At 41.6% G+C, this 12,027-nt stretch carries 13 protein-coding genes and 3 pseudogenes; 10 read left to right on the forward strand and 6 right to left on the reverse strand.

From position 1 onward, the window contains the following. Window positions 1-349 precede the first annotated feature (349 nt). Window positions 350-1,105, reverse strand: a complete 756-nt coding sequence (locus tag ACQY1Y_RS17635) for a PEP-CTERM sorting domain-containing protein (protein ID WP_430013244.1) — start codon at window positions 1,103-1,105, stop codon at window positions 350-352. A gap of 743 nt (window positions 1,106-1,848) precedes the next feature. Between ACQY1Y_RS17635 and ACQY1Y_RS17640 the strand changes: the two genes are divergently transcribed. The 3 genes from ACQY1Y_RS17640 to grrA all read left to right on the forward strand — a co-directional run bounded on the left by ACQY1Y_RS17640 (window position 1,849) and on the right by grrA (window position 4,395). After that, on the forward strand, window positions 1,849-3,018 hold the full coding sequence (locus ACQY1Y_RS17640; protein WP_430013245.1) for a PQQ-dependent sugar dehydrogenase: 1,170 nt from the start codon (window positions 1,849-1,851) through the stop codon (window positions 3,016-3,018). A gap of 88 nt (window positions 3,019-3,106) precedes the next feature. Then, window positions 3,107-4,006, forward strand: a complete 900-nt coding sequence (gene grrP, locus ACQY1Y_RS17645) for an extracellular substrate binding-like orphan protein GrrP (protein ID WP_430013246.1) — start codon at window positions 3,107-3,109, stop codon at window positions 4,004-4,006. Window positions 4,007-4,020: 14 nt separating this feature from the next. Continuing rightward, a complete protein-coding gene (grrA, locus tag ACQY1Y_RS17650) occupies window positions 4,021-4,395 on the forward strand; it encodes a GrrA/OscA1 family cyclophane-containing rSAM-modified RiPP (protein WP_002736677.1) in 375 nt (124 codons plus the stop codon). Window positions 4,396-4,680: 285 nt separating this feature from the next. On the opposite strand, the pseudogene ACQY1Y_RS17655 reads toward grrA, so the two are convergent. Further along, window positions 4,681-5,177, reverse strand: a pseudogene (locus tag ACQY1Y_RS17655) (ISL3 family transposase); the annotation flags it as partial. Between the two features lie 293 nt (window positions 5,178-5,470). Here ACQY1Y_RS17655 and ACQY1Y_RS17660 point away from each other — a divergent pair. The 3 genes and pseudogenes from ACQY1Y_RS17660 (at window position 5,471) to queC (ending at window position 6,824) form a co-directional block, all read left to right on the forward strand. Beyond that, entirely contained in the window at window positions 5,471-5,788 is a 318-nt protein-coding gene (locus ACQY1Y_RS17660) for a hypothetical protein (protein WP_002736011.1), read from the forward strand. After that, window positions 5,785-6,147 (forward strand): annotated as a pseudogene (locus ACQY1Y_RS17665) (aspartyl protease). Before ACQY1Y_RS17660 ends, ACQY1Y_RS17665 begins: the two are co-directional and overlap by 4 nt. Then, on the forward strand, window positions 6,147-6,824 hold the full coding sequence (queC, locus tag ACQY1Y_RS17670) for a 7-cyano-7-deazaguanine synthase QueC (RefSeq protein WP_002742134.1): 678 nt from the start codon (window positions 6,147-6,149) through the stop codon (window positions 6,822-6,824). The pseudogene ACQY1Y_RS17665 and the gene queC overlap by 1 nt, the downstream one beginning before the upstream one ends. Window positions 6,825-6,863: 39 nt before the next feature. Here the strand turns inward: queC and ACQY1Y_RS17675 are convergent, their stop codons facing one another. After that, window positions 6,864-7,436, reverse strand: a complete 573-nt coding sequence (locus ACQY1Y_RS17675) for a manganese efflux pump MntP family protein (protein ID WP_430013247.1) — start codon at window positions 7,434-7,436, stop codon at window positions 6,864-6,866. A 576-nt stretch (window positions 7,437-8,012) separates the two neighbouring features. On the opposite strand from ACQY1Y_RS17675, the gene ACQY1Y_RS17680 reads away from it, so the two are divergent. The 3 genes from ACQY1Y_RS17680 (at window position 8,013) to ACQY1Y_RS17690 (ending at window position 9,972) form a co-directional block, all read left to right on the forward strand. Then, the gene (locus ACQY1Y_RS17680) at window positions 8,013-8,969 is read left to right on the forward strand and encodes a branched-chain amino acid ABC transporter permease (RefSeq protein ID WP_430013248.1); all 957 of its coding nucleotides are present in this window, start codon (window positions 8,013-8,015) and stop codon (window positions 8,967-8,969) included. Window positions 8,970-9,393: 424 nt separating this feature from the next. After that, window positions 9,394-9,747 (forward strand): hypothetical protein, encoded by a 354-nt coding sequence (locus ACQY1Y_RS17685; RefSeq protein WP_430013249.1) that lies wholly within the window; start codon window positions 9,394-9,396, stop codon window positions 9,745-9,747. A 75-nt stretch (window positions 9,748-9,822) separates the two neighbouring features. Further along, window positions 9,823-9,972, forward strand: coding sequence for a hypothetical protein (locus ACQY1Y_RS17690; protein ID WP_176721641.1), 150 nt, complete (start codon window positions 9,823-9,825; stop codon window positions 9,970-9,972). On the opposite strand, the pseudogene ACQY1Y_RS17695 reads toward ACQY1Y_RS17690, so the two are convergent. From ACQY1Y_RS17695 to ACQY1Y_RS17705, 3 genes and pseudogenes are all read right to left on the reverse strand, one after another. Further along, window positions 9,969-10,734, reverse strand: a pseudogene (locus ACQY1Y_RS17695) (IS1 family transposase). The gene ACQY1Y_RS17690 and the pseudogene ACQY1Y_RS17695 overlap by 4 nt on opposite strands. A 156-nt stretch (window positions 10,735-10,890) precedes the next feature. Further along, a complete protein-coding gene (locus ACQY1Y_RS17700; RefSeq protein WP_338010218.1) occupies window positions 10,891-11,109 on the reverse strand; it encodes a helix-turn-helix domain-containing protein in 219 nt (72 codons plus the stop codon). Between the two features lie 3 nt (window positions 11,110-11,112). Continuing rightward, window positions 11,113-11,292, reverse strand: a complete 180-nt coding sequence (locus ACQY1Y_RS17705) for a helix-turn-helix domain-containing protein (protein ID WP_080601636.1) — start codon at window positions 11,290-11,292, stop codon at window positions 11,113-11,115. Window positions 11,293-11,532: 240 nt separating this feature from the next. On the opposite strand from ACQY1Y_RS17705, the gene ACQY1Y_RS17710 reads away from it, so the two are divergent. Then, window positions 11,533-11,976, forward strand: coding sequence for a helix-turn-helix domain-containing protein (locus ACQY1Y_RS17710; RefSeq protein ID WP_430013250.1), 444 nt, complete (start codon window positions 11,533-11,535; stop codon window positions 11,974-11,976). Window positions 11,977-12,027: the final 51 nt, after the last annotated feature.

Here is a 12,027-nt window from a genome sequence, read left to right on the forward strand (position 1 = left end):
ATAAAAACCGATTATATCATCATTGATATAATCGGGAGAGTCATGGATGACTTCAGAATTGTTGAATGATAGCTTCATAAAGTAAAAAAGCGACTGTCATATCACATTCCAGTCACATCTAACTTAATAATTGCTATTGTCATGATGCTAAACTCCTTTGGGAGGATTGTCAAAACAATCTTAAGAAGTTTGAGAGGGTTAGGGATAGCTCTCCAGAAGATTTAGTGGGGGAATCAGTGGCCGGAAAGCTTCATACCCCTAATTCGGTTAAATTAAGTACCTAAGCAAAATTAATTACAAATCTAAGCCGTCTCCCGTCCTGACTAGGAAATTAATTTTGCACGACTACTTATTGTTTTTGTCGTAACTTTGAAGCGATTCCCAACAGTCCGAAACCTAGCAATCCTAATATAGCGGAAGGTTCGGGAATGTCGGGAGTAGCGTCAAGGGTTATATTATCGAAACCTACCTGGGATCCATTTGAGGTCAGAACAATTCTTAAGTCCCCGGTCGGAAGAGTGCCGATACCTGCAGTGGTATAGCTAAAGCTGACATCTGCGAAGTCTCCAAGATTGGGAATAATATCATTCTTAGAGGCTAGAAGGTTAGCTCCGGCGTAAAGTTGGATATTGTATAAGCCCGAAAAGGTACTGACGATTCTTCTGCGTCCCACAGACGCGCTCAAAGTATATTTCGTGTCCGCTTGCAAAGTTGTTCCGGTAAGTGTCTGGGAGATAGTTCCCCCGTTACTGTAGGCTATTTGATTTCCATTAGGAGCCCCAACCCCTGGATTGTAAAAAGTGTTATTAAGGACAGTACCATTGGTGAAAGCAAAATTCTGAGCTTGGAATGGATTAAGAAGCCCCGCCAGCGCCGAACCTGTTGGGGTTACCACCCAGCCAGTGATGGTATTATCGTTGGTAAACCCCTGTGGGGCAGTGATGATCGGGGCTTCAAAGCTGTTATTCGCTACGGTAAGAAGTGCAGCCTTAACTTGCCCCTGCGGAACAATTACCAAAAAAGAAGATGCGATCGCTATCTTGAATAATCCTAGCTTATTGCTGCCAGCAAAAGACATTAATTTCGCTAATATTTTTTGAGTCATAATGTTGACACTCCAAAGGAAAAATCGGAAATTACTCTCGGCTCATCATAGCAACACCTCAAACTTTTAGCAACACCAAACAGTAGGGTGAGAGCATCTCAAAAGCTATTGACAATTGGCCAATTTTGTGATCCGCTTGCTGTGTGGGCATTTCAGGTGATACCAGTCAATCAGAGTAGTCACGAAATCCTCACATTTGGTCAATTTTTGCTTAACAATTGAGATGGCCAATTCTCCTCAAATATGCCTGAATCGCTCTCTGGGTAAGCAACTCAGATAAAGTTCATTTTGTTAAGGACTGTTAAGATGCGCTTACCCTGCACCCAACAATGATTGATAAGAGTCAATTTTGACTTTCTGTCTAATCTGCCTTTCTTCCTTGTTGTGACTCGCTTATAAGTTTTTGGGGATGTCTATTGATTGACCATAGAAATACTTAAGAATACTAATAGATTGAACGTTTAGGCTCCACACCCATGAGATTATACTAGAAACAAGCCATAGCCTGTGAAGAATAATGTTCCAAGAACTCGAAGCCATATTTGATGGGACAGTGCTTGAACCTGATGTTCCCTTAGAGCTAACGGTGGGTACGAGGGTAGGAATTCTTGTGGAGAGCGCATTGCCCAATCAAGTCAAACCGCCTAAAACGTTTCTTAAAACTGCCCGGTTTCTAAAATTGTAGGGTGAACCTGATTAGTCGGGGAAAATTGACCAATATTTGTCTGGGGAGTTACCAACTAATGCTTACTTCTCTTAATCGCATTTTCTCGCCTATAGTATCTGGCGTTTTGCTTACCATAATTATCTCCAGTTGTCAAGGTGCAAATGTATTAACTTCGGCGAATAATTCCCAGACCAATCAATGGCAAAAAGTGACCGTAATCGAGGGTTTAGAGCATCCTTGGTCGATGGTTTGGCTACCTAACGGGGAAATCCTGATCACAGAGCGTCCAGGTCGTTTAAGGGTGGTTAGAGAGGGCAAATTGCATCCAAAAGCCATCGCTGGAGTTCCCGAAGTTTTTGCCGTTGGACAAGGAGGACTGCTCGATGTGGCAATTCATCCCCAATTTGCCCAAAATCGCTGGATTTATCTAACTTATGCCCACGGAGACCAGGAGGCTAATCGTACCCGCGTCGCTCGTGCGGTTTATGATGGTGCAAGTTTGCGAGATCTGCGGGTTATTTTTGAAGTTTCCCAGACAAAAACCGGCTCTCAACACTTCGGTTCGCGGTTATTATGGCTACCAGATGGCACTTTATTGGTAGCAATTGGGGACGGGGGTAATCCTCCCCTACAATTAGCGGGAGATTTAATTAGAAAACAGGCACAAAATCGGCAAAGTCATTTAGGTAAAATTATCCGCATCAATGACGATGGTTCTATACCGAAAGATAATCCTTTTGGGGGTTCTAAAATTTGGAGTTATGGTCATCGGAATATTCAAGGAATCAGCTTTGATCCGATGACTAAAAGAGTCTGGGCAACCGAACACGGAGCGAAAGGAGGGGATGAATTAAATTTAATTGAAAAAGGTAAAAATTACGGTTGGCCAGTGGTTTCTGCCAGTCAAGAGTACGGCACTAATAACCCAGTTTCCCGCGAAGAATCTCGACTAGGTCTGATCAATCCGAAAACAATTTGGACACCTGCGATCGCTCCTTCGGGATTGGTCTTTTATACCGGTAATCGCTTTCCTAATTGGCAGGGAAATTTATTCGCCGGTGGTTTAGTTTCCAGGGATATTCGCCGTCTGTCAGTGGATAAATCGGGTGAAATTATCAATCAAGAAGCGATTCCCATCGGTCAGAGGGTGCGGGATGTGCGTCAAAGTCCCGACGGATTTTTATACCTGCTCACCGATGAAGGTAACGGTCAATTAATTCGCCTTGAACCGCCATCTAATTTGTAAAAGTTCACAGAAATTATTATGGAAACCTTGAAGATTTTTTAGCGACTTCTAGTATAGTTATGTTTGTACGGGAGTAAGCACTCGATTTATGAAGAAGATTTTACAGTTAGTGGGACTAGGTTGTATATTACCTATGTTCCTCGCCAGTGCAAGTTTAGCGGAAACAGTGGTGGAAAAAGTGGCTCGCACGGGATTTTTGACCGTAGGAACCCGTTTTGATGCGATTCCCTACTCCTACATCAATGATAAGGGGGAATTAGTCGGCTATTCTATGGATGTGTTGGAAAGAATTAGAAAACGACTGGAAACTCGTCTCGGTCGTCCCGTCACCCTGCAAATGATTGAAGCTAATCAACCCGGAGAGAAAATTAATCTCATTCGTAGCGGGGACATCGATATCGCTTGTAGTACGGCTTTTACTTGGGAAAGGGCGAAAGTGGTCGATTTTTCCATCAGTTACAGCATTTCTGGGATTAGGATTTTAGCCAAAAAAGGTAGCAATCTCTCCACTCCTCAATCCCTAATCGGTAAACGCATCGCCTTGGTTCCCACTTCTGCGGCCGTCGATGTGATTAAATTAGTACAACCGCAAGCGACAATTGTTACTACCTACAGCACCATAGAAGAAGCGATCGAAGCTTTAAAAACCGGTAAAATCGACGCAATAGCGGGGGATAGCATCTCTTTAGCGGGAACAATCCTCAGAGATAACCCTAAAATCTACGAAATCGTCCCCGAAGAAGCTCTAGCTAATTTTGGCATTGCTTGCATGGTTCCCGAAAATAACTCTACTTTTTTGGATGATGTCAACTATGCCATTGTTAAAATGATGCAGGATTACATCACCAATGATACGGCCACCGTTAGTCAAATCGATCGCTGGTTCGGTAGTCAAGGACTGGTTCCCATCCCCCCAGAATTATTAAAGGGGTTTTTTGCCTTCAAAGTTATCGAACACGCCCAAATTAATCCCCAAGAAGCCAAATAGGAGCATAAATTCAGGTGAATATCAGCAATAAAACTGGTTTAGTCGGCTTTCTTCTCGCTTTATCTGCCTTCGGTCTGACTAGCACCGCTCAGGCCGCCTCAGACGAGGCTAATCCCATTGAAGCGCGTTTAAGTCGTCTATCTAGCGCTGTACGCGAACGGGTTAACCAACTGCCGGAAGGTACTGCCGATCCTAGTTTACAAGCTTTAGGCTGGGGAGATGGTGGCAATCGCGGTTGGGGGAATAGTCGTGTCGGTGGTTGGGTAGATGGTCGCGGTGGTAGTTTTGTTAATGCGCGGCCCTGGGGCAATGGTTGGTCTGACCGTGGTGGTTTCTTTAATTCCCGACCGCGCTGGGGTAATGGTGGCGGTTTCTTAAATCGTCGGTAAGTAGGTTGGGTGAGGGGATAACTTTATCCTTATTATCCGGGAGCATCTCATTTATGCAAGTGAGTAATTAGGGTTTGCGGCAAAAAGTACGGGCGAAGCATTCGGATAGAAAATCTCCGGTTTCACCGATAGGTTATTGCCCGAATGCTTCGCCCCTACAGGACTCGGGCCGATGAAGACGCAAGGTTTTGAACGACGATTCTCTCAAAATCTTGCACCTGTTTCGCGAGAAAAGCCATAAAACTCTTACCTTGCCTACATTTCACATTTATTCAGCAAGCCCTAATTACAAATACCAGGCAAATGCTTCCGGATCATACTGGCACTACTTTCATATAATATTCCGCTTTTCCAATTTTCTCTCAGCACCTCTGAACGTTCTACAACTTTGATAAGTTTGTCTAATTTCTTTTTTCATTTCCCAGGCTATTCCTAAGCAGGGATGTTCTTTCAGGATAACTTCTAGTTGTTGTTTTTGCTCGTGCTTTAAGTCCTCTTTATTTTTCCATAATAAATGAGGTAATCCTTTTTCATGCACCCCCATTAACTTTCTCAATTTATTAAGCTCGTGATTGATGATAGCCATTACATAAAAACGGTCATAGATGATTTTAGCATTGGGAAATAATTCCTTGATCACTGCTGTAAATCCTGACCACATATCGACGCTCACTTCTTTCACCTTCTCCCGCACTGTTTCTGGCTGTGCTTTTAAGGATTCTCAATTCATCTTGCTTATGTCCTTTAATCACATCTAGTCAAATTTTCTTGTCCAGATCTACGAACATTGACCACTGTTACATTTGGTAAATCGAGGAGTTGATCAAAATTTATCCACATAACCCACCTCCTGTTCCGTGTTACTATTGTACCATGCTCACACAGAACCTAGAAGAGCCAAATGCGGTTGAGGCACTTTTCAACTTGTTAGCCAGCGAGCGTTCTCCACCTCAAAAAGACTTTGTACTATCTATCTAGGGCTTAAGGATTACTTTATTCTCAATAATCCCTGCTTCTTACTGTGACTAATTACGCCTATCCTAACCAAGAAGTTAATTTTGTCCTATTACTTACTATGTCTAACAACAATTCTGAACGAGTAGTGCGTCGTGGTCGAGTTTTTCCGGAGATTCAATCTACAGAGGAAGAAAAGGCCAAACATCGCGCCCGACAATTAGAATTTTATCATCGTTGTTGGCCGATTTTTCAGAGTTTACAGCCCCGGTTAATGAAACATTACTATGGTTGGTACATTGCGATCGAACCCGATAGCGGCGATTATTTTATCGATCCCGATCAAGAAGTGGCCAGTAAAAAAGCAAGGGCAAAATATCCCGACAAAATCCATCATATCTTTGGCATTAATGAAACTGGAGTTAGTGGCAGAATATGATTGCAGGGAGATTTGGAACCAAAGGACAAATTTATTTTGATATTGATTTAGTTGGCGATGATGGATTGATTCTACCCGCAGAAGTTATGCTGGATAAGGGTTTTACCGAGTTTTTAGCCATAAATAGTCAAGATGCTGACAGTCTTGATTGGCATTTTTTGCGACAAAATAAATTGATAACCGCCCAAGGCGAAGCATTTTTTGATATATATTTAGGCAGAGTAAGAATTGATGGTCAGGAATAGGAAATTCCCGTTTTTGCAGGGGAGGCAATTCAGGAGATTTTGTTAGGTTCGCGGTGGCTAAAACAATTTATCTTAGTAGCTAATTATCAACAAACACAGGTGACATTAGGATAATGACAAAAAAGGCGATTATTTTACTTTCCGGGGGATTAGATTCAGCGACAACAGCAGCGATCGCTATAGCAGCTGGTTATCAATTAATTGCCCTTTCTTTTCGTTATGGACAAAGACACGAGCGGGAATTAGCAGCGGCGAAAAAAATTGCTAATTTCCTCAATATTAAAGAACATCATCTGATCGAAGTCAATCTATCTTTGTGGGGAGGTTCCGCTTTAACGGATCAATCTATTGCTATTCCCCAAGAGGGAATTAACCCGAATATTATCCCGATTACCTATGTGCCGGGGAGAAATACAGTTTTTATTTCGATCGCTCTTTCTTTAGCGGAAGCAAGGGCAGCGGAGGCGATATATCTAGGAATTAATGCAGTGGATTATTCTGGTTATCCCGATTGTCGTCCCCAGTATTTAGAGGCCTTTCAAACTTTAGCTAATTTATCATCGAAAGCGGGTTTAGAAGGTAAAGCACCCCAATTAATTGCCCCTTTGGTGATGGATAGTAAGGTAGATATCGTCCGTCGTGCTGTTAGTTTAGGGGTTCCCATTGCTGATACTTGGTCTTGTTATCAAGGTGAAGTTAAACCCTGTGGTTTATGCGATTCCTGTCGTATCAGAGATCAGGCTTTAATTGAGGCTGGTTATCCCGAATTAGCCACTCGCCTATGGAAATAGTCGGGGAAAATAGGGAGGATAGTGAAAAATGGAGATAATCTAGGCAATTAAATGTTCAATAAGGATTTTACTGCCGATTAATATTAAAACTAAACCGCCGAGAATTTCCACCTTTTGACTAAATAAATTACCGAATTTATGACCGATAAAAACAGCTATAAAACATAAAGCAAAGGTAATGAAACCGATAATAGTGCAAGCTAAAAGTAAGGGAGTTTTAATCATCGATAAACCCAAACCAACTACTAAAGCATCGATGCTAGTAGCGATCGCTAATCCGATTAAAGTATAGGAATCTAGAGGATTAAACCTTTTTTCCTCATCATCATTTTGAACAGCTTCGTAGATCATTTTACTGCCGATCACCCCTAAAATAATAAAAGCGATCCAGTGGTCAAAAGAGGCGAAGAAATCCCGACAGGTTAGACCGATACCCCAACCGATCATCGGCATAATCGCTTGAAATCCCCCAAAAAACAAAGCTATTTTCAAAGCCTTATTAACATGAATATGACGAATCATCAGGCCACTGGTCAGAGAAACGGCCACGGCATCGGCGGCTAATCCCACGGCTACAAAAGAAATGGTCAAAAGTTCGAGTGAAGTAAACATCTATAGTTGTTTATCCTTTAATTTCCCCTTATCTTAACTAATTTTTCCTCAGAAAACTTTCATATTTGTCTCATGATCCTCTCATTTATCTATCATTTCTCTAACCTAAAAATTCACTGCTCGATTAGTGAGAGGAGCGAATTGAAAACGTTTAAAAGCACATTACTGGTTCCTCACCGATCGCCTGTACCTGATGGATTGCTTCTGGGGTAAAACTGATGCTATCCTCAGCTTCTAGGACTTTTTCGCCCGTTACTGCGATTTTATCGGGAAATTCAGCCAGAGGAGTCCGAGGAACCAGTTTGAGGAACCAGTTTTCGGAGTTAACTAACCAATGCTGCTGTTTCGTGAATTCCCCTGAATTTTTTCCCAGACAAAGTTAAGAAAGATACTTTTTCCCATCATCGATCATCCCGTCTGCTTTTCAGGTGGCGAATGCTACCCTATAGGAAAAGTACCAAGTAAAAAATTATGATAATTTCGAGAATTACCAGAGAATCAGAGGGGAGAAAACGGTGATAAAATTAGCTAATTGACTCCAGTAACTTAAACACCCAATAACCGCTCACCGAAAATATGGCTGATTTTTTTAACACCTATGGTTTTTTAATTGTTTCCATGATATTTGGAGCCAGCTTAGGCCTTTCAGTTTATCTGCCCTTAATGGCTGGTCAATTATCCTTAGCAACCCCCGGTTTTTACGCTTTAGGTGGTTATGTAGCCGCCATTCTTTCCACGAAAGTTTTTACTAATACCAGTAGCAATTATCCCCTTACTTTGGTCTTTTTAGAAATGTTAGTTGCTGGCATTATTTCAGGAATATTAGCCATAGTTTTAGGTATTCCTGTTCTCCGTTTGCGAGGTATTTATTTAGCTATTGCCACGATCGCCTGGGTAGAAATTTTGAGAATTATTGCCCTTAATCTCGAGATAACTGGTGGTGCAGTCGGTATTTTCGCCATTCCCCAACCTTTCACCACTCAATTAGCCTACCTTTGGCTGGCTTTGCCCCTCTTATTCCTAACTATGCTGTTTCTCTACCGGTTAGAAAACATCAAAATTGGTCGGGCATTTAATGCCATTCGTGCCGATGAATTGGCAGCTGCGGCTATGGGAATTAATCCCACCTATCACAAAGTTTTATCCTTCACTTTCGGGGCAGTTTTAGCGGCAGTTGTGGGGGCGGTAAGCGCCCATTTTCTCAATACTTGGAATTCCCGTCAAGGCACTTTTGATGCCAGTATTATTTTCTTGGCTTTCGTTTTAATTGGTGGTTCAAGAACTTTTATCGGTCCAGTGGTGGGAGGCATTGTTTTAACTGCTTTGCCCGAAGTTTTACGCGCCCTCGGCGGCGTGAATGGTTTACCAATTTGGTTGGGGAATTTCTTGCGCGATGGTCGTTTGATTATTTTTGGAATTTTAATTGTTTTGGGAACCATTTTTTATCCCCAAGGCTTAATCACACCTGAATTAATCAAAAAACTAATTCCTTTTAAAAGAGGTTCCTCTTCTAGTCAAGAAATTGATTCCTAATTACAGCAGATATAATTGTTAATAAATAAGCGGGAAAATCAAAGGTAATTAATTATGGAACTTCAAGATTATTTCTTATTTTTCAAAACTCATAAATATGTACGCGGATGACTCTTCAGGGAGTCAACCTTAATCTCTCCACATTTTCTCAAGCTAGTCAAATCCGAGAAGGAAGCATCTCACCTTTGTAACTCCTAAATTAAGTTTTGTGTCAAGCTATACCAAATAAGCAAGACGGATCACTACTACTAGCGAATCACTACCCAGTGAGAAAAAAAACGATCCGCCTCAAAACTATGGCAAAATTTCACTTTTTTTATTACAATGACTGGAAGTTAATTTACCCCTTGCAGAAAAATGTTAAAAATTCCTAACAAAGCCGCACTCTTAGTTAGCATCTGTAACCTTGCTTTCCTTGCCTAGCTTGTCCATTAAGCCTGTTTTAGCCGAAGCACCCAGTTTAGGAAATGCCATTCTCTGCGTTGCTAAGGGGGAGACAGACAAAGGAACGAAAATCTATTTTTATACCTCTGTCATTGATAACGCATCGATCCAGAGAAAACGGCCCGTTGCCGTAACAATAGTGGAATCAGTGACGGACATTGCCGAAGGAGACGTGGTGATTATCGACAAAGAACATCAATCTATCACGATTGATGCCTTTGGAGCGGCCACTCCCCCACAAATGCAACCCGTGGGACTAGCTCTTATACTGGGGTTTGCCACTAATCTCGACGAAGTACAGACAGCCTGCTTGCAGACACGAGTTCTGGATTGATTCCCCGTCTTCCCTCCTGACAATAAAAAATGGTTGATGCCAGTGTCAGGCAGATACTAATCAACACCCATTAAGATGACCTTCACAGATACTACAGAAAAAGTAATTGTCCAACCGGACATACTTAACGAAACCGCGGCAATTGTCCCCGAAGCTCACAGGTTTTCCCAGGACTATCAACTCCTTCACTCCGGTGGTGATTCGGTAGTAGTGATGGCGGCTTAATCCTTTGCCAGGTGTGCATTGTAGTCATGGATAAAATACCAAAGGGTTCCCCAACATGATTCTCCATTTTTTTAGAGAAAGATAGACTCTCTCTCACCAACCGAGAAATCCTTTGTCGAAAGGTATTATTTAATCTTTCAATAGGATTAGTTTGACCAGTTTCTTTCCCGACTGGTCGATGACGTTTACTGGGAATTACTGTCTTATATGACTCCCAAAAGTCTGTGTAAGCAACTGCACATTGTCGGTAAACGCCTGGTAAACTGGCACCAAAGTTTTTGGGCTGATTGACGACTCCTATCTCCGCGCATAGCAACCAATAATTTCCCTTGTATTTCTATCAATTAACCGCCAAATATAGACCTTTATCGTCTTAGAAAAAACAAAAGACCACATTTCATCACATTCTATAACCAATTTACCTTTTGGTTTGTCCGAAACCTTTATTTGACCAGGGACAGCCGCCAGTTTATTGTTGACATAATTTTGTAACCATGACCAACTTACCCCTGTTACTCTAGCAATTCCTCGTAAGGAAATTCGTTCGAGCAAGAGTTTATCAATTAATTGTTTGGTTTCGTCAGAGACGGTTTTATTAGTGGGATTGATCACAAACTGACGACCACATTCTTTACATTGACGTTTGGGTTTTCCATTATGAATAGAACCATTCTTGATCCTATGGTGAGAACCACAATTAGGACAGGGGAACGGAGGTGAACTAGGGGGGGTACTTTGTTCGGTGCTAGACTGATATTTCAGTAAGCCAGACAGGAGCCAGAAAAAGATATTTATCAGAAAATTCATGATCAAGCTAGAGGTTTAAAGACTGATCGGGTTCCAATTATTTTTATTAATAAATATTTTACACAATTCATACCAGGTAAGCAACAGAGCTACGCCACTACTACCGAATCATTACCTGACTTGAGAACTACTTAATTCTATACCTGTCTGTTCTGTCAGATAAGTGGCTAATCTTTTGGCTGTCCAACGGCCAAACTCATACCCCATTTCTTGAGGCTCTTTGTCAATTGTCTCTAATAATATTTTGATATACTCATCCGTCGCTTTTCGATAATTTCCCTCCATTCTCTTGTCTTTCAAGCTATCTAAATTATTGGCATCTCTAGGAATACATCAATAAGAGACTGTTCGCAGTGAACACCCAATGAGTTTGGAGATTTGGACTTGAGTTTTCCCGTCATTTAACAACAACAATATCAAAACTCTTTCTCTAATGTAAGGATTTTTTTCTTTTTTTATTGCTTTTTGTAACTTTTCTTTTTGTTCGGAATTCAAGTGATTAGGGGCTGGCATAGCTATTGATATTTGAATAGGTTACTGTTTCTATTATACGCTATTTAGATGCTGAACAGCTTATAATGCTCAAAAAGCATGGGCGACATACACCGTGCTAACTGCCCACCATCTGTTCTAAGAGTATGAGGTAATACCCGTGTCTAATTGATTTATCTCGCAAATACGCAACGCCAAATTTTGTTTTGCAAAGATGTCGCAGATTGTCCAAAATCCTCTAATGCTAATGAGTATCAGCTTATGAAATCATCTCAAACTGGTATTAATTTTCCCAATAACTCTGGTCGATTTCTCAGTGCTTTTCAGAGAAAACACTTAGAAAAAAGCCTAGAAAAAGGGTTGTCTAAGCGCCATTTTCAACGAATTCAAATTATGCTGCTGGCAGATGAGGGTAAAACTCAAACCCAAATTTGCCAAGAGTTGGGCTGTTCCCATAGTACAGCACGCCATTGGATAACCCTCGCCAAGTCTGGTCAGGCTCACCAGTGGAATAGTAGCCCAATTGGCAGCCAGAAAATCGGCAATCTGTTCCAGTTGCTCAATTTCTTCGTCCACTTCCCGCTCCCGCCAATCCCAGGCGACGGAATAGTAATCGCCCTTTTCCCCACTGTGCTTGAGGAAGGATCCTTGGAAGATGCCCAGTGCAGGTTCGCTGACTTTTGGTGTAATTCTAACCAAGTGTAGGAACAGCATAATTGCTATAACTACTGATCTGTTTAGCTTTCATCCACTAAA

Origin of the sequence: Microcystis ichthyoblabe FBCC-A1114 (assembly GCF_050500245.1) — a bacterium.
Taxonomy (GTDB): Bacteria; Cyanobacteriota; Cyanobacteriia; order Cyanobacteriales; family Microcystaceae; genus Microcystis; species Microcystis ichthyoblabe_A.